Annotated in this window: 21 protein-coding genes; 14 read left to right on the top strand and 7 right to left on the bottom strand. The window is 31.5% G+C overall.

All coding sequences use genetic code 11. The features are described from left to right. Window positions 1-23: 23 nt before the first annotated feature. From NMK29_RS18785 to NMK29_RS18775, 3 genes are read left to right on the top strand one after another with little or no spacing between them, the layout of a single operon-like run. Window positions 24-1,541 carry a RagB/SusD family nutrient uptake outer membrane protein gene (locus tag NMK29_RS18785; protein ID WP_108805422.1) on the top strand — a complete coding sequence of 506 codons (1,518 nt, stop codon included), beginning with the start codon at window positions 24-26 and terminating at the stop codon, window positions 1,539-1,541. A gap of 12 nt (window positions 1,542-1,553) precedes the next feature. Then, a complete protein-coding gene (locus tag NMK29_RS18780; protein ID WP_108803499.1) occupies window positions 1,554-2,756 on the top strand; it encodes a glycoside hydrolase family 88 protein in 1,203 nt (400 codons plus the stop codon). Window positions 2,757-2,771: 15 nt separating this feature from the next. Continuing rightward, complete coding sequence (locus NMK29_RS18775; protein ID WP_108803433.1) at window positions 2,772-5,189, top strand: glycoside hydrolase family 2 TIM barrel-domain containing protein; 2,418 nt, start codon at window positions 2,772-2,774, stop codon at window positions 5,187-5,189. Between the two features lie 73 nt (window positions 5,190-5,262). Here NMK29_RS18775 and uxaC read toward each other — a convergent pair whose 3' ends face one another. Both uxaC and NMK29_RS18765 read right to left on the bottom strand, forming a co-directional pair. Further along, a complete protein-coding gene (gene uxaC / locus NMK29_RS18770; protein WP_108803434.1) occupies window positions 5,263-6,672 on the bottom strand; it encodes a glucuronate isomerase in 1,410 nt (469 codons plus the stop codon). Window positions 6,673-6,894: 222 nt separating this feature from the next. Continuing rightward, window positions 6,895-7,710, bottom strand: a complete 816-nt coding sequence (locus NMK29_RS18765; protein WP_108803435.1) for a mechanosensitive ion channel family protein — start codon at window positions 7,708-7,710, stop codon at window positions 6,895-6,897. A 215-nt stretch (window positions 7,711-7,925) separates the two neighbouring features. Here NMK29_RS18765 and NMK29_RS18760 point away from each other — a divergent pair, with 215 nt between their 5' ends. From NMK29_RS18760 to NMK29_RS18740, 5 genes are all read left to right on the top strand, one after another. Further along, window positions 7,926-8,510: a HupE/UreJ family protein gene (locus NMK29_RS18760; RefSeq protein ID WP_108803436.1), complete on the top strand. Its 585-nt coding sequence runs from the start codon at window positions 7,926-7,928 to the stop codon at window positions 8,508-8,510. Window positions 8,511-8,595: 85 nt separating this feature from the next. Then, window positions 8,596-9,027: a dCMP deaminase family protein gene (locus tag NMK29_RS18755; RefSeq protein ID WP_027393961.1), complete on the top strand. Its 432-nt coding sequence runs from the start codon at window positions 8,596-8,598 to the stop codon at window positions 9,025-9,027. Next, window positions 9,027-10,604 carry a S41 family peptidase gene (locus NMK29_RS18750; protein ID WP_108803437.1) on the top strand — a complete coding sequence of 526 codons (1,578 nt, stop codon included), beginning with the start codon at window positions 9,027-9,029 and terminating at the stop codon, window positions 10,602-10,604. The genes NMK29_RS18755 and NMK29_RS18750 overlap by 1 nt, the downstream gene beginning before the upstream one ends. Window positions 10,605-10,625: 21 nt before the next feature. Continuing rightward, window positions 10,626-10,913 carry a hypothetical protein gene (locus NMK29_RS18745; RefSeq protein WP_027393959.1) on the top strand — a complete coding sequence of 96 codons (288 nt, stop codon included), beginning with the start codon at window positions 10,626-10,628 and terminating at the stop codon, window positions 10,911-10,913. Window positions 10,914-10,962: 49 nt separating this feature from the next. Further along, window positions 10,963-11,277 carry a hypothetical protein gene (locus NMK29_RS18740; RefSeq protein ID WP_108803438.1) on the top strand — a complete coding sequence of 105 codons (315 nt, stop codon included), beginning with the start codon at window positions 10,963-10,965 and terminating at the stop codon, window positions 11,275-11,277. Between the two features lie 6 nt (window positions 11,278-11,283). On the opposite strand, the gene NMK29_RS18735 is transcribed toward NMK29_RS18740, so the two are convergent. Then, window positions 11,284-11,484: a hypothetical protein gene (locus NMK29_RS18735; RefSeq protein ID WP_027393957.1), complete on the bottom strand. Its 201-nt coding sequence runs from the start codon at window positions 11,482-11,484 to the stop codon at window positions 11,284-11,286. Continuing rightward, complete coding sequence (locus NMK29_RS18730) at window positions 11,485-12,057, bottom strand: MarC family protein (protein WP_108803439.1); 573 nt, start codon at window positions 12,055-12,057, stop codon at window positions 11,485-11,487. Window positions 12,058-12,171: 114 nt separating this feature from the next. Here NMK29_RS18730 and NMK29_RS18725 point away from each other — a divergent pair, with 114 nt between their 5' ends. The 3 genes from NMK29_RS18725 to NMK29_RS18715 all read left to right on the top strand — a co-directional run bounded on the left by NMK29_RS18725 (window position 12,172) and on the right by NMK29_RS18715 (window position 16,363). Beyond that, window positions 12,172-12,741 (top strand): DUF3109 family protein, encoded by a 570-nt coding sequence (locus NMK29_RS18725; RefSeq protein WP_108803440.1) that lies wholly within the window; start codon window positions 12,172-12,174, stop codon window positions 12,739-12,741. Between the two features lie 79 nt (window positions 12,742-12,820). Beyond that, entirely contained in the window at window positions 12,821-13,474 is a 654-nt protein-coding gene (locus tag NMK29_RS18720; RefSeq protein ID WP_159092218.1) for a hypothetical protein, read from the top strand. 54 nt (window positions 13,475-13,528) lie between these two features. Further along, window positions 13,529-16,363, top strand: coding sequence for a CHAT domain-containing protein (locus NMK29_RS18715; RefSeq protein WP_108803442.1), 2,835 nt, complete (start codon window positions 13,529-13,531; stop codon window positions 16,361-16,363). 11 nt (window positions 16,364-16,374) lie between these two features. On the opposite strand, the gene NMK29_RS18710 is transcribed toward NMK29_RS18715, so the two are convergent. From NMK29_RS18710 to NMK29_RS18700, 3 genes are read right to left on the bottom strand one after another with little or no spacing between them, the layout of a single operon-like run. Further along, window positions 16,375-17,109 carry a hypothetical protein gene (locus tag NMK29_RS18710; RefSeq protein ID WP_108803443.1) on the bottom strand — a complete coding sequence of 245 codons (735 nt, stop codon included), beginning with the start codon at window positions 17,107-17,109 and terminating at the stop codon, window positions 16,375-16,377. After that, the gene (locus NMK29_RS18705) at window positions 17,110-17,412 is read right to left on the bottom strand and encodes an RNA polymerase sigma factor (protein WP_254097249.1); all 303 of its coding nucleotides are present in this window, start codon (window positions 17,410-17,412) and stop codon (window positions 17,110-17,112) included. Then, complete coding sequence (locus NMK29_RS18700; RefSeq protein ID WP_254097247.1) at window positions 17,372-17,653, bottom strand: RNA polymerase sigma factor; 282 nt, start codon at window positions 17,651-17,653, stop codon at window positions 17,372-17,374. Before NMK29_RS18700 ends, NMK29_RS18705 begins: the two co-directional genes overlap by 41 nt. A gap of 107 nt (window positions 17,654-17,760) precedes the next feature. Between NMK29_RS18700 and NMK29_RS18695 the strand changes: the two genes are divergently transcribed. The 3 genes from NMK29_RS18695 to NMK29_RS18685 all read left to right on the top strand — a co-directional run bounded on the left by NMK29_RS18695 (window position 17,761) and on the right by NMK29_RS18685 (window position 21,349). Then, window positions 17,761-19,110, top strand: coding sequence for an OmpA family protein (locus NMK29_RS18695; protein ID WP_108803444.1), 1,350 nt, complete (start codon window positions 17,761-17,763; stop codon window positions 19,108-19,110). Window positions 19,111-19,200: 90 nt separating this feature from the next. After that, window positions 19,201-19,935 (top strand): hypothetical protein, encoded by a 735-nt coding sequence (locus NMK29_RS18690; RefSeq protein ID WP_159092219.1) that lies wholly within the window; start codon window positions 19,201-19,203, stop codon window positions 19,933-19,935. Window positions 19,936-20,371: 436 nt separating this feature from the next. Next, window positions 20,372-21,349, top strand: a complete 978-nt coding sequence (locus tag NMK29_RS18685; protein ID WP_027393949.1) for a ribonucleotide-diphosphate reductase subunit beta — start codon at window positions 20,372-20,374, stop codon at window positions 21,347-21,349. Window positions 21,350-21,517 lie beyond the last annotated feature (168 nt).

The following is a 21,517-nucleotide window of genomic DNA, read 5'->3' as shown; positions in this document are numbered from 1 at the left end:
ATTAGTAATAAAAATAAAAACATATGAAAACAATTAAAATCTTATTCTTATTGTCGACAATAGTCTCAACAATAGGATGTTCGGATTTGGAAGAAAATCCGGTAGGAATTTTGGCTCCAGAAAGTTTTTTTAGTTCTTTAGACGATTTACAGGTAGCTGTAAACGGAACTTATGGTCGTGTGGGTCACGAAGATATTTGGGGAAGAAAATTTACGTTAACCATTATGGTACGTGGTGATATGGTAGATATTGGAGATCCGACCACTGCACAGAGAAGAATTGACCACAATGATTTTACAGTATTGTCAGATAATGGAATGATTGATGACTTTTGGCCAGCAATGTACCAAACCATTGCTGCAGCAAATCAAGCAATTGCGGGAGCGGAGTTATTAGATGCAGATGAGGCTGAAGAAAATGAAATTATTGCTCAAGCATATTTTATGAGAGCATTCACTTATTTTCATATGGTGAGACTTTTTGGGGATATCCCCTATTTAGATACGCCTGTTACTGATATTCAAACAGCATCTTCTATAAGTTCTACACCAACAGCTGAAGTATATGAAAACATCATTGCAGATTTAGAATTCGCTGAAACCTGGTTGCCTAATACGCAAACAACAAGAACATTACCAGCAAAGGCTACAGCTACTTCTTATTTATCTTTGGTATACTTAACTATGGGGAATTATCAAATGGCCTATAATAAGGCTAAAGAGGTAATTGACAACGAAGGAACCTATCAATTAGGCTTAGAGGCTAATTTCCAAGATTTATTTGATTCCTCCAAACAAGATGCTTCACAAGAACCTTTATTTGCAATTGATTTTCAGGCAATAAGAAACATTAATCAGACTGATGATGGAACTGATTATGCGCCACCATTAACAGGAATTAGATCGGATGAGCAGTATGACCTTGGCGGTGGTTGGTCTGTTGCTGTGCCTTCTTTAGAAGTTTTTGATACCTGGGATGACCGCGATTATAGAAAAGCAGTGAGTTTTGATGCTACCGGAATTTTTAATGGTAATGTAGAGCCATATACTGTATTTAGGGATTTTAATACAAGAGCCGTAAACCGTCCTCATATTGCTAAATATACTCGATTCATAGGAGCAACAGCTAATGGGAATGGTCGTGCATCAGAAACTAATTATGCTACAATGAGGTATGCAGAAGTATTGTTAATAGCGGCAGAGGCATTAAATGAAATCAATGGTGGAAGCGAAGAAGCTCACCAATATGTAAATAGAGTAAGAGCTAGAGCTAGAAATGGTTCTGATTTCCCGGCTGATGTCTCTGGTTTGTCTCAAGACAATTTTAGAACCATGGTATTAGAGGAACGTAGATTAGAGCTAGCTTTCGAATTTAAAAGATGGTATGATATCGCTAGAAGAGAAATGGGAACACAAGTGTTTGGATCAACTGGACTCGAAGGGCTAAAAGCTAACTTTGATCCAACTCGTGATTATCTATTACCTATTCCAAATGAAGAAATACTAAGAAATCCTAACTTATCTCAAAATGACGGGTATTAATTGATGATATCTATGATAAAAGAAAAAAGAAAAACATTTCCCGGATTAATTATCACTTTACTAATATGTTTTACCGCTTGTAAAGATATTTCTTCGGATAGTAAACAAGAAGAAACGATAGCTGAAGAGGATAAGATTATTCAATATTCGGATAGGTTTTCATATTTATTAGAGTATTCGGTAGATTCTTTAGCTTTTCCAAGAAGTGCCGATGATAATGGGATTATTAAGAAAGTTCCATCAAAGGATTGGACCAGTGGTTTTTTTCCAGGTACTCTTTGGAAAATTTATCAATTAACTGGTGATACTAAATATAAAGCTAAGGCTAAAGAATGGACAACTTTTATTGAAAAGGAAAAGTATAATGATAGAACCCATGATATGGGCTTCAAAGTGTTCTGTAGCTTTGGTAATGGATTTAAGATAACAAATAATGCAGCTTATAAAGATATTATTATAGAAAGTGCGCAAACGTTATCCACTAGATATAATACTACAGTAGGATCTATACGTTCTTGGGATTTTAATAAAGAAGAATGGCAATTTCCGGTAATCATCGATAATATGATGAATCTAGAATTACTATTTGAAGCATCTAATTATTCAAAGGATACTACATATTACAATATGGCAAATCAACATGCTAGAACTACTCTAAAAAACCATTTTAGAGATAATAATAGTAGTTTTCACGTAGTAGATTATGATACGATAACTGGAGATATTAGAGCAAAGGTTACTCATCAGGGATTTAGAAATGAATCTTCTTGGGCTAGAGGTCAAGCTTGGGGACTTTATGGGTATGCGATGGCTTATAGATATACCAATAATGTAGAGTTTTTGGAGCAGTCTAAAAAGATAGCTGCTTTTTTAATGGATCATAATAATCTACCAGAAGATGCGATACCATATTGGGATTTTGATGCGCCAAATATCCCAAGTGAACCCAGAGATGCTTCAGCTGCCGCAGTTATAGCTTCAGGAATGTTAGAACTATACGAATATACAAAGGATAAAAAACATCTAGAATTTGCAGATAAAATTATAACAAGTTTATCCTCCAAAAAATATGTGATACAAAAAGAATCTAATGTGCCATTTATATTAAGTCATAGTACAGGAAATTGGCCCAAGAATGATGAGATTAATGGACCAATTAATTATGCGGATTATTACTTTTTAGAAGCAGTTCTAAGAAGAAAGAATCTTAGGTAAAAGCATATAAATTCTATGGATAAGACTGTTTTTTCTTTTTTTAAATCGGCACAAATTGTATCGCTTGTTTTTTTATCTTTTTATTGCTCTGCACAAGTAAGTAGATTAAAAGAAAATATAAATGATAATTGGCAATATTTAGAGTTGAATATAGAGCATATTGATCAAGTTAATAAACAAACTGATTGGGTGGATATTAATTTACCGCACACTTGGAATAATTATGATACTATGGATCTTGATCCAGGTTATCGAAGAAGTGCAAGTTGGTACAAAAAAAATCTTAAGTTCGAAACAATTAATCAGGATGTTGCTTATTCCTTGTATTTCGAAGGAGCAAATATTACTACTCATGTATATGTAAACGGTAAATTAGTTGGAGATCATAAGGGAGGCTATATAGGATTTTCTTTTGATATTTCTAAAGAGTTGAAAATAGGAAACAATGAGATAATTGTTAGGGTTGATAATAGTTATGATCCTGAAATAATACCTTCTCAAAAAAGTGACTTTTTTATCTATGGAGGAATAACCAGAGATGTATGGTTACTTCAAAAGTATAAAACTAATATTTCGGATCTAAAAGTAAATACGCCATTTGTCTCCACCGAGAAAGCTTCACTAAAATTGGATCTAAATATTGTAGATCTCAAAGAAAACGAAAAATACGAAGTAGAAGCTCGTCTTTTTGATCCAAATGGAAAAGAAATACAAACAGTTAGAGAAAAAGTATCAACGAATCAATTGATATTAGATTTTAAAGATACTATTAAACCATTACTTTGGGATATTGATACTCCTAATTTATATAACGTTGATGTTGCATTATTAAAATCTGAGGAACAAATCGATAAGTTGTCAGAAAAAGTAGGTTTTCGTTGGTTCGAGTTTAAAAAAAATGGGCCATTTTATCTTAATGGGAGAAGAGTATTATTACGAGGAACACATCGTCACGAAGAACACGCGGGATATGGAGCAGCAATGCCTAATGAATTGCATCGCAATGATATTAAAGCTATAAAAGAGATGGGTGCTAATTTTATAAGGTTAGCACATTATCCTCAGGACCCAGAGGTTTATAAAATGTGCGATGAGTTAGGGATTTTAGTTTGGGATGAATTACCTTGGTGTAGAGGAGGAATTGGAAATGAAAATTGGAAGATCAATACCAAAAACATGTTATCTGAAATTATCAATCAGAACTATAATCATCCAAGTATTATTATATGGTCGTTAGGTAATGAAATTTATTGGCTACCGGATTTTAAGAATGGAGATAATGAAAAGGAATTAAATGAATTTTTAAAAGAATTAAATATACTATCATCCACATTAGATCCAACAAGAAAAACTGCTATTCGTAAATATTATTCTGGATCAGATATAGTAGATGTATTTTCACCATCTATATGGTCTGGTTGGTATTCTGGCAGCTATACTACCTACGAAAAAGCTTTAAAAAAATACATAAAAGAATACGATCATTTTCTCCATGCAGAATATGGAGGGTCTAGTCATTATGGGAGACATACAGAAAACCCAATAGACGGCAGTGGAGCTATGGATCCGGATGGATGGACAGAAGCTATTACACAAACTTCTGTTACTAATATTGCCAAAATAGGTGATTGGAGCGAGAATTATATTGTAGATCTTTTTGATTGGCATTTAAAGATAGCAGAAACTAATCCATCTTTTGTAGGTAATGTACAATGGGCGTTTAAAGATTTTGGAACACCGTTAAGACCAGAAAATGATATTCCTTATGTTAATCAAAAAGGGATTATGGATAGAGAAGGGAACCCTAAAGATGCATATTACGTTTTTAAGAGTTATTGGGCAAAGGATCCATTTGTATATATAGAATCTCATACCTGGACAGAAAGACAAGGGCCTAAAGATACCTCACGGACCATAAATGTATTTAGTAACTGTGATACAGTAGAATTGTTTTTTGAAGGAAAATCTCTAGGACAAAAGAAAAAGGATATTAATAAATTTCCAGCTTCTGGATTAACCTGGGACCTACTTTTTAAAGAAGGTACTAACCAGCTAAAAGCAATTGGATATAAAGATGATAAAAAAGTCACAGATAGTCTTAAAGTAGACTATAGGTATAAGAAAAATGATGTAGCTAAGTCGTTATCACTTTCTTATAAAGAATTAAAAAATGGTAATTATTTAATTACTGCTATTGCAAAGGATAAAGAGGGATTGAGATGTTTAGATTATGAAGAGAGAGTCTATTTTCAATGCTTATCCGGAGGAGTAAATAAGAAATATCTAGGCACACCAATGGGCAGTGAATCCATTAAAATGTCTAATGGAAAGGCACAAATTGAAGTGGTCCCGAATAAAGAAAACTCTACTATTGAAATGATGGTGTTAAATCAAAGTTTTAAAGGAACATATTTAACTATATCAAAGAGATAATTAGAGTTCACATTTTGTTAGTTTTTGAATTGTTTTTAGGGGAGGTGTCTTATGATATCTCCTCTATTGTTTTTTAAAAAGGGAAATACGTTTTAGCATTATGGTAACAAATGTCGGAAACAATTTTTCCTAACCATTTTTCATCTTTAGGTAATATCCCATTTTTTACATCATCTCCAATTAAATTGCAGAGAATACGCCTAAAATAATCGTGTCTTGGAAAAGATAAAAAACTTCTAGAATCAGTCAACATGCCTACAAAACAACTAAGCATACCTAGATTAGATAAAGTGTTTAAATGTTTTTCCATTCCATCTTTTTGATCTAGGAACCACCATGCTGCACCATATTGAACTTTTCCTTTGATAGTACCATCATTAAAATTACCAACCATAGAAGCAAAAACCTCATTGCCTGATGGGTTTAAGTTATATAAAATAGTTTTTGCAAGTTGATCTGTTGTATCCAAAGAATTTAAAAATCCACTTAAATTTTTGGCTTGGGAGTAATCACCAATAGAATCAAACCCCGTATCAGGACCAAGTTTTTTTAGAAGTCTCTTATTATTATTTCTAATTGCGCCTAGATGGTATTGTTGTACCCATCCTCGTTTATGATAACAGGTGCTTAAGAAATATAAAACTTCAAACTTGAAATAATTAATTTCCTTAATCTCTAAGACTTTTTTAGCTTTAATTTTTTTGAAAATATGTTCTATATTATAGCTTCCTTTCTTAAAGTGAAATAAGTTCTCTAATCCATGATCAGATAATCTACAACCAATCTTATGAAAGTAATCAATTCTATTTTCGAGTGCAGCTAAGAGATCTTCAAAGTTTTTAATTTGGGTGTTGGATTTGATCTCTAACTCATTAAGATACTCCAAATAACTTTCGTTATTTTCTACTGCATATGATTTATCAGGCCTGAAAGTTGGAAGTAATTTCATTACCTTTTCTTGGATAGCATATGAATTGTGAAAGCTTAGAGAATCAACAGGATCATCTGTGGTGCAAACTACCTCCACATTATTCATCTTTAATAATCCTTGTACGGAGTGACTGGAACTTTGTAATTGTTCATTGGCTGATGCGTAAATTTTCTCAGCTGTTTCTGGGGATAATAATTCAGAGATAGAAAAATGCTTCATAAGCTCCATGTGTGTCCAGTGAAACAAGGGGTTTCTAATACTGTAAGGAACTGTCTCTGACCACTTCAGGAATTTATCTTTATCACTAGCTTTACCTGTAATATACATTTCATCAATACCTAATGTTCGCATAGCACGCCATTTATAATGATCTCCTTCTAACCAAACTTCACCAATGGTCTTGAATTTTTTGTTTTCACAAATGTCTTTTGGAGATAAATGATTATGATAGTCTATAATAGGTAGATCTTTGGCATAAGAATGATAAAGAATTCTTGAAAATTCATTTTGTAATAAAAAGTCATTATGGATAAAGGTAGAAGTTGCTTTCATGTTCCCTAGCTAGTTTGAATTAAAACATAGTTGCAATATAACTACCGTAAGGTATTCAAAGATTTTTTTTTGGGTAATGAATTGTTCAATTTCTATAATATTATTTTCTCGATAAAGAAGTAAAGTAAAGTTTATAAATGGTTAGATTGAATTTCTCTTTATTTTTTTGATAAAAAAAGGCCTCAAATTATGAGACCTTGTTATACTTTATTTATGTAAATATTATTTTACATTATGAATATGTACATCTCTTTGTGGGTAAGGAATTGATATCCCTGCAGCATCTAATGCATTTTTAGAATCCTCTAGCGCACTAAAGTAAACATCCCAATAATCTGCAACATTCGCTTGTGGTCTTACTACAAGGTTAATAGCATTATCTCCAAGTTCGCTAACCGCAACAGTAGGAGCTGGATCTTTTAAAACTTTTGGATTATCAGTAAGAACTTTCATAATAACATCTTTTGCTTTTTTGATATCATCTCCATATCCAATTCCAATGTTAAGATCTACTCTTAGTGTTCCTTGAGAGGTGTAATTGATAATATTTCCGTTCGACAAAGTTCCATTAGGAACGATCGCTTCTTTATTATCTGGAGTTGATAATTTTGTGGTAAAAATTTCAATCTCTTTTACGACTCCAAGAACACCTTGGGCTTCTATTAAATCACCAATTTTAAATGGCTTAAAGATCATAATGAGTACACCACCCGCAAAATTTGCTAAAGACCCTTGTAAAGCTAAGCCAACTGCTAAACCAGCTGCGGCGAGTATTGCTGCAAAAGAAGTAGTTTCTACCCCAACCGTACCAAGCACAGCAAGTATTAATATAATTTTTAGAATCCAACCTAAAAGATTAGTCAGGAATTTTTGAAGGCTTTCATCATATTGTCTAACCTCCATTACTTTAGAAATACCTTTCATTAGTTTTTTTATGACCCAGGAACCTATGATCCAGATCAGAATAGCACCTATTACCTTTGGTCCAAAATCAACGATAAATTCAATACCTTTATCTAACCATTTTTGAATATCCATATACAAGTTTTTTAAATTAGTGATTTGTAAATCTTAAAATTAATGATTTATGCTTTTGATAGCTTAATACAATATGTAAGAATGCTAAAAATTCGACAAAGGGTGATTCAATCCCTTTAAAAGGTTAATAATCCTAAAATTTTTATAAGAGTTCCTACAAAACTTCTACATTCTTCATTTTAATTGTACATTACGCAACCTCAAAACACAAATTTATGTCAGAGTTTTTATACTTTTTTAAAGAAGGTTTCTTTCACGTTTTAGATTGGCAAGCATATGATCATGTCTTATTTTTTATAGTTCTTATTATTGCTTATACTTTTGATGACTGGAAAAGAATATTAACCTTAGTTACGTTATTTACTTTAGGTCATACCGTTTCTTTATTTTTAGCTGTTTATGATATAGTTTCTGTAAATTCAAAATTGGTTGAATTTTTGATCCCGATTACCATATTAATAACCGCTTTATTTAATGTGTTTACAGCAAAGAATACAACTAAACAAGATAAAATAGGTGTGTTATATGCAACCACTGCATTTTTTGGGCTTATTCATGGACTAGGTTTTTCAAGTTATTTTGATATGATTAGCAGTGCTAGTGATTATAAAGCTCTGTCAATATTAGAATTTGCTCTTGGTATTGAAGTTTCTCAAATTATTGTAGTACTAATAGTTCTGATTATTAGTTTCCTTGTTCAAACAATTTTTAGATTTTCTAAACGCGATTGGATATTGGTAGTTTCTTCTATAGTAATTGGGATGGTAATCCCTATGATAATTTCAAGTAAAATATGGTAATTAATTATCAATTAGGGTTGTATTTGACACATAGTCATAATATATTCGTACTTTATTAATAATAAGTACTATCCAATTTATATATATGCCCCAAAATAAGCAATTAAAATATGATAAGGCCTATCTTAGAATAGCAAGAGAATGGGGGAAGTTATCTCATTGTGAGAGAAAAAAAGTTGGTGCGGTTATTGTAAAGGATAGAATGATTATTTCTGATGGATTTAATGGAACTCCAACTGGTTTCGAAAATCCTTGTGAGGATGAAGAGGGATATACGAAATGGTATGTGTTACATGCAGAAGCAAATGCAATTTTAAAAGTTGCTTCTTCAACACAATCTTGTAAAGGAGCTACGTTATATATTACACTTTCTCCTTGCAAAGAATGTAGTAAGTTAATTCATCAGGCGGGAATAAAAAGAATTGTTTATCAAAATGCCTATAAGGATAATTCTGGGCTTTTGTTTTTAGAAAAAGCGGGTGTAGAAATAGAAAAGATTACTGATTTAGACGATTAATGGGTTATTCAAAAAAATACTTGCCATTATTTATTGGTTTGGCGATGGGAGCGGGAGTTTTTTTAGGAAGTAAACTCAATTTTAGCAATCCATCTGCTAAGCTATTTTCCTACAATGCCAAAAAGGAAAAACTAAATAGACTTATAGATTATATCGATTACGAATATGTTGATGAAATCAATACAGATAGTATTGTCGATGTAACAGTAAATAGAATCCTCGAAAACCTTGACCCACATTCAGTTTATATTCCTCCAGAAGAGTTAGAAGGTATTACAGAAAGTATGCAAGGAGATTTTATTGGGATTGGTGTGAGTTACTACCCATATAGAGATACTATTTCTGTTATTAATACGATTAAAGGCGGCCCTAGTGAGCGATCAGGAATTTTGGCTGGAGATAGAATCCTTATGGCGGATCAAGATACGCTGTATGGAGAACGTCTGCGAAGAGATGGATTGGCAGATAAATTAAAAGGAGAACTAAATAGTCAAGTACAATTAAAAGTTTATAGAAAAGGTACTGGTATATTTGATGTAGTGGTAAAACGTGGTCGTGTACCATTGAGAAGTGTGGATGCTAGTTATATGTTAAAAGATAAGTTAGGATATATAAAAGTGAACCGTTTTGCAGAGACAACCTATAAAGAATTTAAACAAGCACTAGATTCTTTACAAGATCTTGGGGCAGATAATTTAGTTGTAGATCTTAGAGATAATGGAGGAGGTTTTATTGCTCCAGCATTAAAAATGGCTGATGAGTTTTTGCAGGATGATGAATTGATTATGTTTACTAAGAATAAAAAAGGAGCGATTGAAAATAATTACGCCACACGTAATGGAAGTTTTGAGAAAGGAAATGTTTACGTGTTAATTAATGAAAATTCTGCTTCTGCTAGTGAGATTTTTGCTGGTGCAATACAAGACAATGATAGAGGGACTATTGTAGGGCGACGTTCTTATGGTAAAGGTTTGGTGCAAAGAGAAATGGCGTTAGGAGACGGTAGTGCAATTCGATTGACAATTTCTAGATATTACACACCTACTGGGCGATCAATTCAGAAACCGTATGAAAATGGTAATAAAGAGTATTTTAATGAATATTTAGAAAGATATAAAAACGGAGAATTACAGAATGCAGATAGTATACAGGTTGCAGATTCTTTGAAATTTAAGACTCCAGGAGGTAAAACGGTATATGGCGGTGGCGGAATTATACCTGATATTTTTGTTAGCAAGGATACTACAAGAGTAGGAGAAACTTTGGATTATATGCTTAGATCAGGAAGAATGGGAGGGTATATATTCGAAGAATTGGACAAAAAGAGAGCATTTTATAATGAATTGACGGAAGAGCAATTCAAAGAAGAAATAAAAATAGACGATGATTTTGCAGATGGATTTCTTGTGTATACAAGAAAAAATGGAATAGATATTAATCTAAAAAATTATCGAGAACAATTAAAGAAATATTTAAAAGCTATTATGGCCCAACAACTATTTGGGACTAGTGAATTTGAAAAAATCATTAATGAAGATGATAAAATGATTCAAAAAGTTTTATCTATTTCTGATTAAAACCTTAAATCCAATATAGAAATGGAATCATTACCTGGTTTTTTAGCAATTTCTTGTTTCTGTTTTTTCTTAGTAGCAGCTGTAATTACATTGATCAATAATAGTGCAGCTATTTTATTAAGTCATGGGATTTTTGTACAATCATCTTATCCAGCCACTTCATTGCTAAAAAGACATATAAAAAGTACATCAGATATTAGGTTTAAGAAATCACTGAAGAAAGCTTTAGTGTTAAGAAAATTACACCAACTATTTATAATGTTTTCATTAATATCTGGAGTTTTTCTGGTGATATTAACATTTAAATGATATTTTTAAAAACAGAAAAAGACGTTAAAATCTTATCTAGACCCCAAATATGCCTGAATTAAAAGAATACTTATTAGCAATTGCGCTTTGTTCTCCACTTTTTTTCTTTATTGTGGCAGTAGGGTTTCGGTTGTTGGATAATAGTGCATCATTATTTTTGGATAATGAGATTTTGGTAGATTCTTCTTACGTATCAGGTGATTTAATTAGAGAACATATCGAGAGTACAGAAGATATGAAACTAAAGAAGTCATTAAAGAAAGCATTGATTTTTAGAAAACTACATAATCTTTTTATGATTCTGGCGGTAATTTCATTACCACCAGTAATCATTGCTTGTTTTCTTGTAACATTTATAGCTTAAAAAATTCTATCCATTTTTGTGTTTTTGCTGTATAGCTCTCGAAACCAAAAGTATCGTAAGCAATACAACTACACATGCCGAACCTAGAATACTGATTAATGCTGTTTTGCTATCTCCTTGCAGAATATTGCTAAAATCTAAAACTGTAGCATTATAAATAATCAAAGAAATGGCTATCACGATTAAGGCGTAAATAAAGTACTTCATTTAAAATAGTCCTTTTATATTAGTTGCAAATAACTTTACTGCAATTGCAAGCAAAATTACACCAAATATTTTTCTAATAACATTAATTCCTTGTTTACCTAGTACTTTTTCTATTCTTCCAGAAGCCTTTAATACAATATATACAAAAATAATATTGACAACGATAGCGATTACTATGTTTATAGGTTGGTACTCTGCTCTAAGAGATAGTATAGAAGTCATAGTTCCGGCTCCGGCAATAAGTGGAAATGCTAAAGGCACGACTGCCGCAGTTTCAGGTTCATCATCTTTATATAACTGAATTCCTAAAATCATTTCTAATGCTAAAAAGAATATGATAAAAGCACCTGCCACGGCAAAAGAATTAACATCAATCCCAATAAGATTTAGAATCTCTTTACCAACAAATAAAAATAATATCATTAAAACTGCTGCTACTAGAGATGCTTTTTCACTTTGTATGTGACCTACTTTTTTACGAAGGTCAATAATAATAGGAATACTTCCTACGATATCAATTACCGCAAAAAGTATCATACTAGCAGTCAATATCTCTTTTAAGTCAAAGTTCATTTTAGTTGATTTTTTATGGTTAGTGCCAAAGTACGTAGACTTAGCAGTATAAAAGTAGCATAAAAAGATAAATAATCAGTAAAATTTATCTCTCATAAAAACTATCTTCGCAATATGTTTCAGTTAGGCAAAACCATCGTTTCAGAAGAAATCATCGAAAAAGATTTTGTGTGCAATCTTTCTGCTTGTAAAGGTGCTTGTTGTATTGATGGCGAAGCGGGAGCGCCATTAGAAGAATGGGAAACCCAAAAATTAGAAGAAATTTATCCTATCATTAAACCTTATTTAAGAAAAGAAGGTATTGAAGCAGTTGAAAAACAAGGAACTTTTATAAAAACGGAACAAGGAGAATTAGAGACTCCTCTAATTGAAGGAGCTGATTGTGCTTATGTTATTTTTGACAAAAAAGGAACAGCATTATGTGCAATAGAAGAAGCTTATAATCAAGGAGAAGTTGATTGGAAAAAACCGATATCTTGTCATTTATATCCAGTTAGAGTGCAAGATTACACAGAGTTTTCTGCTGTTAATTATCACAAATGGGAAATATGTGATGATGCATGTACACTGGGAAAAGAACTTCAGGTACCTGTGTACAAATTTGTAAAACAAGCATTGATACGTAAGTTTGGAGAGGATTGGTATATGGAGCTAGAAAAAGTAGCAGAGGATCTTAGAAAATAATTTTTCTTATTTTTATTGTTATTAATGTTTACCTATTAGGGAAAAGGAATACTAACATTAAAACCAAAACAATAATTTTATGAAAACAATTCAAGTATGTATCGGACTATTTATGCTCGCTGTTGTTCCTTTTGGATGCAGTGATGATGATATAGTAGATGACATCGTTGTTCCGGATGCAGAAGAAACAGGAACATTCTTAGAGCAAGATCTTCATGTATTGTATTTAAGTAGACAAGATGACTTAATTGCCGAAGATATTGTGTCAATTGAAGAAGAGCTAGTTAATGATCCTGATAATCAGGATTTACAGGGACAGTTAGAAGAATTAGAAGGAAGAAGAGAGGCTAATACAGAGCAGATCAATTTTCTGAATGAGCAAATTGAAGGAATAGTTGGAGATCTTGCTGTGAGACCTAGAGTGCCTAGACTTCCTCCAGTTCCACCACCACCACTTCCTTGCACGTGTTTTACGGATGTAGAGTTTAGTAGATTACAACAAATTTTATTAGCAGGTAATGCTGATGGATTCTCTGTGACTGTTTTTACAGAAAATCAAGAAGTAATAGCAGAATTTGGTAATCTTACAGATTTTGAAGATACAGGTTTACAAGTTATTTCTTTAAATGAACCTATAGATTTCCAAGGGAACGTAACAATTCAAATTTCTAAGTTTTTTGAACCAATTGGTGATATAACTACCTATTCTATAGAAGGGAGTATTAACCTTTAGTTACCTTCATAAATAATAATTAAATTAGCTCTCAATCACTTGAGAGCTTTTTTTATGAAATATATTCTTGTTTTAGCAGCCATTTTTACTGGATTATCATGTTATTCTCAAACAGAAGAACAATTAGCAGATTATGAGTATTTCTTAAATAAAGGAGGCACTTTTTTGTACGCAAATAAAGATAGTGCTTATGTATATTTATCAGAAAGTTATAAAGTTGCTGATGAAAGTAATTATCTAGATGGTAAGTTAAATACGTTAACTTACTTAGTCCAAGCAAATGGATACCATTTTGATTTAAAAAAATTAAATCAGAATTTAAAAACTTTTGAAGAGGTGTTAAAAGATGAAGAGTCGGTTGATACCCTAGAGTATGGAGCAATTTATCAAAGAAGATTTTTATTAGAAAAGGGACAATACTTTTATAAAATTAATAATTACCAGACAGCTTTAAGGTATTTTAATAAACTAGTTAATGATTTAACTGGTTCAAAGTCTAACGGAGATGATTTAATGAATGAATTAAATGAACTCTATTCTGCATATTCTTTTATAGCAGCTGTGTATGAAAAAACCGGAAAATATAGTTTATCAAAGGAATATCATAATAAAACCTTATCAATTACCGAAGCATATCCTGAAATAAATTGGAGTAGACATATTCTTAATACTAGAATGAGATTGGCTAGAGTTTATGAAAATGAAAGTGATTATTTAAGTGCAAATGAGCTATTAAATGAAGTACTACCGGTTTACATTTCACAAAAGGAAAACCCAAGATTTAAGAATAACATTCTTTCTACGTATCAGCGCTTATCAAGGAATTATTTATTACAGGATAGTATAACAAAAGCAATAGATGTGCTTAAAGAAAGCGAAGTGTACTATTCTGAAAATGATCCTTTTAAAAGATCTGCTGATATGCTGTATGGTGATGTTTATTTAGAAAATAAGCAATTTGATGAGGCTGAAGCTTTTTACCAATCATATCTAATAAAAACAAAATCTTATAGACAGAATGAAAAACATCAAGATATAGCAGAGGCTTTTTCTAAATTAGGGCAACTATATGTAGCTAAGGATAATCCGAATAGAGCATTAGCATTTTATCAAGAATCTTTGATGCAGATAGCACCAAACTTTAACGATAAGGATATCAAAAATAATCCTGATCCTAAAAAAGTACTGTCTAAACTAGAGCTGGTAAAAGTGTTGAAAGAAAAGTTAGAAGCACTACAATTATCGTATCAAAAAAGTAATAAAATTGAAGATCTTAAGATAGCCTTTTCCACTTCTCAGGAAATTATCAAAACACTAGATTTATTAAAACCTGAGTTTGAAAGTAAAGTGGATAAGCAGTTTCTGATATCGGAGATGTATCCAGCTTTTCATAGTATGGTGGCCGTTGCATATGATCTTTATCAGGCTACTAAAGAGCCTACATATATTGATAATGCTTTTTATTTCTTTGAAAAAAGTAAAAGTGTATTGCTGTTAGAAGCAGCGAGAAGTACACAAGCTAGTTCTTATGGTGGAGTTCCGGAAGATATTGTGGATAAAGAGCAACAGTTCAGAGCAAATATTATTCATTTAGAGAAAAAATTCTTTAATCAAAAATCTAATATGGTAGTTTTTGATTCCCTATTCCAGCTTAAAAATAAGTATTATAATTTCATTTCTGATATAGAACAAAAATATCCTAAATATTATGATTTAAAGTATAATGCGGATGTAGTGAGTTTAGAAGAAACTGCCAACCAGTTAATAAAAAACAAAGCACTATTAAGTTATTTTTCTACAAACACAGATTTGTATTTGATTACAATAGAAAAGAATAAGAAAAATATATATAAAATACCTTTAGCCTCTGAATATCAGGATAGGATTACGCATTTTTATTCTCTATTATCAAAGGTTAATATTAAAGATGTATCCGAGATTTATAAAACAGGAAATTCAATTTATAATCAGATTATAAGAAGAGCTTTAGAAGAGATAGATGCTAAGGAGCTTATAATTATTCCTGATGGAGTTTTGAATTATTTGCCGTTTGAGGCTTTATCCGTATCAAAGGATGTAGCTAATTATTTAATCCAAGAGTATCAAATCTCTTACACCAATTCTTCAACATTACTTAGAGAGCAACAAAATAAAATAAAGAGCGATAAAAATAGGTTGTTGGCTTATGCTCCAAGTTTTGATATAGCTGATAAAAATATTTCACAAAATAGACCAAATTTTGGACCGCTACTATATAATAAAGATGAAGTGGATCAAATAACAAAATTCTTTGATGGAAAAGCTATTACAGGTGATAATGCATCGTTAACATCATTTTCTGAAGATTCTCAGACATATAATATGCTTCATTTTGCTACACATGCTGCCACCAATGATGAATATCCAGACTATTCTTATTTAGCGTTTGCTCCAGATGATAAAGGAGATACTAGTTTATTGTATGTTAAAGATTTGTATGGTTATAGTATTAATTCGGATTTAGTGGCATTAAGCGCTTGTCAAACTGGTTTAGGAAAACTTCAAAAAGGAGAAGGTATGCTTAGTTTGGCGAGAGGTTTTAGTTATGCAGGTGCTAAATCTTTGGTTACTACATTATGGAAGATCAATGACCAAACCACATCAGAGTTGATGCAGGAGTTTTATAAAAACTTGAATAAATCGTTATCAAAGGATCAAGCACTAAGAGAAGCTAAGTTAACCTATCTTAAAACTGCGGATGATGAACTATTAAAACATCCGTATTATTGGTCTGGATTTATGATTTCTGGGGATACAACTCCGCTCAAAAAAAAGACCTCATACCTTTGGTGGTTGTTATTGCTTGGTATTCCCATTTTTATAGTAGCAGTAAGAAAAATAAAAAAATAGATCGTGTAGACTTATTTTAATTGACTTAAAAGTTTGTCGACATCACTTTTCTTAAAACTTCCAGTTTTAGACATTTCTTCTAATAAACTAATAGCTTCTTTTTTTCTATTCTCTTTTAGATAAGCTAATGATAAATACCACTTTCCTCTTTCAGATAATTGATCTCCTAAAGAAATGTGTTGCTCTAATAATGGAATTGCCTCCTGAGTTTTATTAGACGCCAACAATGAATTTGCTTGGTATAATAAGAAGTAAGCACTTTTTGTTGTTTTAAATAGATTTCCAAATTGCTCTGCAGCTAATTCATAGTTTTTACTTTCATATGAGGTAAATGCAATAGTCTCTTCATTGGTAGCTTCATCTCCACGAACAATAGGAGTAACTACATTTTTATAGGGTTCAAAATTTTCTGCATACAATTGATCGGTATCCACACCAAAAGGTTTTAGAAATGTAATGCCACCAATAGCAATTGCCAATAATATAGATGCGGCTACCAATAATTTTTTATAATTAAATAACGGTATTACTTTGGTTTCCTTAGCTTCAATTTTAGCTTCAAAACCTGCTAGGCTATTTCTTAATCCATCTCTGTCTTCAACACCAGCAACTAGATTAAGATCTTTAAGAAACTCAACATCTTTTCTAAAAGTAGTGTCGTTTTCTAAAAGATTGTCGAACTGATCTTTTTCCGCAGGAGTCAGTTCTGATTGTAAATACTTGTCTATTAACTCTTCTCGTTCCATTTATGCGGGGGTTTTAATTGATTCTTTTAGGGATTTTAAACAACGGGATTTCTGGCTTTTTACTACATTTTTGTTCTCATAGCCTAAGCTTTCAGTAATCTCGTCAATGGTTAGTCCCCGATAATAGAATAAGGTTAACATTTCTTGACAACGTTTTCCTAAATTTTTGAAATGTTGCCGTAATAATTCTTGTTGTGGAGTTAATTGAGGCTCCTCAAAAACCTCTTGAACATCAGATGTTTCTTTATAATCTACGCTATTTTCATAAGAAACCGTTTTTTTTCTGTTTTTTGAGTTGATCATAGATCATATATTTTCCAATGCTAAACAAATAGGTCTTAATAGAACTTTTAATAGTGTCTAGTTTACCATTAATAGCATGTTCGCGTAAGGCTATAAAAGCTTCTTGATATATATCTACAAGAGAATCATGATCTAGATCATATTTTTTTGCAAACTGCAAAAAAGCGTTGCGATACTCTGTGTATATTTTTTCTAAGGCTTGATTATGTCCTTTTTTTAACGTTAAGAGTTCTTCCTTCATACTTTGTGACCTGACAATAGGGTAATAGGTTCATCTTATTTTCCGAAGATAAAGTTAACCTTTTTTCTAAAACGCACACAAAGAGATAAAACCAAACAATTAGTATTATGAAAACTACAAAACAAATAATAGGAATAGCAGTGTTGTTTTTTATGATGTGTATACCTCAGAATATAGAAGCACAGTTTTGGAAAAAAGTAGCAAAAACTGCAGAAAGGGCGGCAGAAAAAACTGTTTTAAAGAAGACAGAAGAAAAAGTATCCAAAAAAACAAGTAAAACAATAGATGATACTGTTGATGGAAAACCTAAAAAGAAGAAAAAAAATAAAAAAAGTAAAAAGAAAGAGGGTGCTATTATTTCTTCTGAAAATGAAGTAGAACATGAAATAAGTGAAACAGATACCAAACCTTCTTTTGCAGCATATTCCAAGTTTGATTTTGTAGCTGGTGAAAACGTAATAGCATTTGAAGATTTTAGCCAAGATGAAATAGGAGATTTGCCAGCACGCTGGAATTCTTCGAACTCAGCAGAGGTTGTAACGTTAAATAATACAGAAGGACGTTTTATACAAATAGGCGCAGGAAAGGGATCTTATGTTCCTGAATTTATAGAAGAGTTTCCTGAGAATTTTACATTAGAATATGATGTAGTGTTTGATTACGATGTGTCGGAATATGCATATCAACGGGATTTAATGGTGGTGTTTTCTGATGTAGGAAATCCTGGGTATGAATTACAAGATCATACTCCTGGTAAAAATGGTTTTGTTTTTTCGATTCGAGGAGGTAACAGTTATGGAGGCAAAGTAGATGTACATAAATATTGTTCTGATAGTAAGTTAAACTTGAGTTCAGATAAACAGATAGCTCAGTTAGATAAAAAGAATAATAGTAGAGGAGAAAAAATGCACATTTCTATTTGGAAACAAAAGCAACGCATGAGAATATATATTGATGAGAAAAAAGTGTTTGATATTCCAAGAGCATTTGAGAAAACTACGGTGCTTAAAAACGTAAAATTCTTTTCTCAAACAAAACCAGAGAACACATTCTATTATGTTGGTAATATAAGATATGCAGTAGGGAAACCTGATATGCGTAATAAATTAATTACAGAAGGGAAATTGGTCACTTACGGAATTACGTTTGACACAGGAAAAGCATCTGTAAAATCTGCATCATATGGTACAATTAAAAAAATTGCAAAGATCCTTTCAGACAATCCTACTATCAAAGTGTCAATAACGGGTCATACAGATAAAGATGGAGATGAGGTTTTTAATCAAAAACTATCTAAAAAAAGAGCTGTTTCTGTAAAAAATGTTCTTGTAGATAAATTTGGGATTGATGGATCTAGGTTAGAAACCAATGGTAAAGGAGAAAGTGATCCTATTTCTAAAGAAAATACACTCGAAGCTAAAGCCAAAAATAGAAGGGTAGAATTTAAAAAGCTTTAATTTTTTTAAAAAAATAGTATTCGAAATGTTTACCTAAGTGGTTCGATGAATACTAAGAAGTAAATTATCTAACAATTAAAAGAAAAAATAATGAAAACAAAATTTAAAAGTATAAGTGTAATAGTGATGATGGCAATTGCAATAATGTTTCAGTCTTGCAGCAGTGAGGATGATGGAGTAATTATTGAAAATGAAGATCAATTAGAAAATATTCAGGGTCGTATAGAACAGTATCAAGAATCTATTGAAAATATTGAAGCACCTGATGATATGGAACAATATGCTCAACAGAATACATATGCTTCTAATGCAGTATTTACATTGGCGGCTTTACAAGTACAGGCATTGGCATATTCATCTGTTTTTCTTTCAATTCCAGGTGATGCAGAACAACAAAGTGTTATAGGGAAAAATGGAAGAAATACGCGTACTTGGGTTTGGAGTTATGGTGGAGTTACATTGTATTACACGGTAACATCGGATGCTACTTATGATTATTTTACATACGATATAGAGGAATCTGGTGTTCGTAGAACTTTCTATGAAGGTAAAATAAGTAAAGATGGTAATTTCTATGATGTAAGATTCAATGGAGAAGGAGGAGACTACGTATTAATGACGTTTAGTAAAACAGGAAGCATTGTAAACTTTAGCATAAAAGATCAGAGTAATAGTGGGATAGAGCTTGTATACAATGAAGCGGATCAATCCGGATCTATAAAAGCATTTGAGTCAGGAGTATTGACTGAAAGTTTTGTTTGGTTATCTGATGGGACAGGTACATATACAAATCATACTACTGGAGAAACTTTTTCTTGGCCATAGAAGAAATAAAATAATAAAATGCTGTTTTAGAAAAATCATATGTGTTATTCACATATGATTTTTCTTTTTTTATTGTTTTAATCAATAAAAAGTGATTTTTATTTACAATTATTAAGATGTGGTTTTGCCGTAAAATTGCTTGTTTTTTGGTTTTGTTTTTTTAGTATAAAAAAACCTTGGTAACAGGTGAAAAATAAGTGGTTTTTGAGGTTACTAACAACGATGTTTATATCTTTTTTTTAATACTTAAGTATTTGACTATCAATTTTTTAAGTAAAATATGTGAATTGTTGATTTTTATAGGTTAATTCCCTTCGTGTTGAAAACTTTGTTGAAAACGTTTCCTAATTTTTTGTGAAACTTCTAGAGCATTTTTTGATCTTTGTTAGTCCGTAGCGGAAACAAAAAAACATAGAACTAGCTTAAAGAAAAAAAGATGAATGCAGTAGAGCCAATTTTACAAGAAAATAAAGACAGATTTGTTATTTTTCCTATCAAACATCATGATATTTGGGATTGGTATAAAAAATCAGAAGCTAGTTTCTGGACAGCTGAAGAAATTGACTTACATCAGGACATTACAGATTGGGCAACCAAGTTGACAAATGACGAGAGATATTTTATTAAACATATTTTAGCATTTTTTGCCGCTTCTGATGGAATTGTAAATGAAAATTTAGCAGAGAATTTCGTAAATGAAGTTCAATATAGTGAAGCAAAATTCTTTTATGGTTTTCAGATCATGATGGAGAATATTCATTCAGAAACATATTCGTTACTAATCGATACATATGTAAAGGATGAAAAGGAGAAAGATATTTTATTTAAAGCAATAGATAATTTTCCTGCAATTAAGAAAAAAGCGGATTGGGCATTAAAATGGATCGAGTCGGATTCTTTTGCTGAGCGATTAATAGCTTTTGCAGCGGTAGAAGGTATTTTCTTCTCTGGAGCATTTTGTTCTATTTTTTGGTTAAAGAAACGTGGTTTAATGCCAGGTCTTACTTTTTCTAATGAATTAATTTCTAGAGACGAAGGAGTACATTGTGATTTTGCAGTACACTTACACAATAAACATTTAGTTAATAAAGTGCCGAAAGATAGAATTAGAGAAATTATTGTAGATGCTCTTAATATAGAAAGAGAGTTTGTTACAGAATCTCTTCCTGTAAGTTTAATTGGTATGAATGCAAACCTGATGACTCAATATTTAGAGTTTGTTACTGATAGATTACTGTCCGAATTAGAATGTGAAAAAGAATATGGAACTGCAAATCCATTCGATTTTATGGATATGATTTCATTACAAGGAAAAACAAATTTCTTTGAAAAACGAGTGTCAGAATATCAGAAGGCAGGAGTTCTTAATAAAGATACAGAAGAAAATAAGATAAGTTTTGATGCTGATTTCTAATCCTTAGTAATCATTTCAAGATAATAATATATTCATTCTGAGCTAGTCAGAAATAGTTGTACTATTTGAATTAAAACTAGCTCAGTCTGATAAAGCTTTCTAAAAGCTTTCCAAAATAACAAAAAAGGCGAAAGTCAAAATAATTGTATTTTACTAGTAGAAATACTC

Origin of the sequence: Aquimarina sp. Aq107 (assembly GCF_943733665.1) — a bacterium.
In the GTDB taxonomy this organism is placed as follows: domain Bacteria; phylum Bacteroidota; class Bacteroidia; order Flavobacteriales; family Flavobacteriaceae; genus Aquimarina.
Note: the sequence above shows the minus strand (reverse complement) of the source record. Positions and strands in the feature narration are given on the sequence as shown.

Bases quoted from the DNA above. Each gene is read 5' to 3' on its own strand.
- NMK29_RS18785 (WP_108805422.1), top strand. From the start codon at position 24: ATGAAAACAATTAAAATCTTATTCTTATTGTCGACAATAGTCTCAACA.
- NMK29_RS18780 (WP_108803499.1), top strand. From the start codon at position 1,554: ATGATAAAAGAAAAAAGAAAAACATTTCCCGGATTAATTATCACTTTA.
- NMK29_RS18775 (WP_108803433.1), top strand. From the start codon at position 2,772: ATGGATAAGACTGTTTTTTCTTTTTTTAAATCGGCACAAATTGTATCG.
- uxaC (WP_108803434.1), bottom strand. From the start codon at position 6,672: ATGAAAGCAACTTCTACCTTTATCCATAATGACTTTTTATTACAAAAT.
- NMK29_RS18765 (WP_108803435.1), bottom strand. From the start codon at position 7,710: ATGGATATTCAAAAATGGTTAGATAAAGGTATTGAATTTATCGTTGAT.
- NMK29_RS18760 (WP_108803436.1), top strand. From the start codon at position 7,926: ATGTCAGAGTTTTTATACTTTTTTAAAGAAGGTTTCTTTCACGTTTTA.
- NMK29_RS18755 (WP_027393961.1), top strand. From the start codon at position 8,596: ATGCCCCAAAATAAGCAATTAAAATATGATAAGGCCTATCTTAGAATA.
- NMK29_RS18750 (WP_108803437.1), top strand. From the start codon at position 9,027: ATGGGTTATTCAAAAAAATACTTGCCATTATTTATTGGTTTGGCGATG.
- NMK29_RS18745 (WP_027393959.1), top strand. From the start codon at position 10,626: ATGGAATCATTACCTGGTTTTTTAGCAATTTCTTGTTTCTGTTTTTTC.
- NMK29_RS18740 (WP_108803438.1), top strand. From the start codon at position 10,963: ATGCCTGAATTAAAAGAATACTTATTAGCAATTGCGCTTTGTTCTCCA.
- NMK29_RS18735 (WP_027393957.1), bottom strand. From the start codon at position 11,484: ATGAAGTACTTTATTTACGCCTTAATCGTGATAGCCATTTCTTTGATT.
- NMK29_RS18730 (WP_108803439.1), bottom strand. From the start codon at position 12,057: ATGAACTTTGACTTAAAAGAGATATTGACTGCTAGTATGATACTTTTT.
- NMK29_RS18725 (WP_108803440.1), top strand. From the start codon at position 12,172: ATGTTTCAGTTAGGCAAAACCATCGTTTCAGAAGAAATCATCGAAAAA.
- NMK29_RS18720 (WP_159092218.1), top strand. From the start codon at position 12,821: ATGAAAACAATTCAAGTATGTATCGGACTATTTATGCTCGCTGTTGTT.
- NMK29_RS18715 (WP_108803442.1), top strand. From the start codon at position 13,529: ATGAAATATATTCTTGTTTTAGCAGCCATTTTTACTGGATTATCATGT.
- NMK29_RS18710 (WP_108803443.1), bottom strand. From the start codon at position 17,109: ATGGAACGAGAAGAGTTAATAGACAAGTATTTACAATCAGAACTGACT.
- NMK29_RS18705 (WP_254097249.1), bottom strand. From the start codon at position 17,412: ATGATCAACTCAAAAAACAGAAAAAAAACGGTTTCTTATGAAAATAGC.
- NMK29_RS18700 (WP_254097247.1), bottom strand. From the start codon at position 17,653: ATGAAGGAAGAACTCTTAACGTTAAAAAAAGGACATAATCAAGCCTTA.
- NMK29_RS18695 (WP_108803444.1), top strand. From the start codon at position 17,761: ATGAAAACTACAAAACAAATAATAGGAATAGCAGTGTTGTTTTTTATG.
- NMK29_RS18690 (WP_159092219.1), top strand. From the start codon at position 19,201: ATGAAAACAAAATTTAAAAGTATAAGTGTAATAGTGATGATGGCAATT.
- NMK29_RS18685 (WP_027393949.1), top strand. From the start codon at position 20,372: ATGAATGCAGTAGAGCCAATTTTACAAGAAAATAAAGACAGATTTGTT.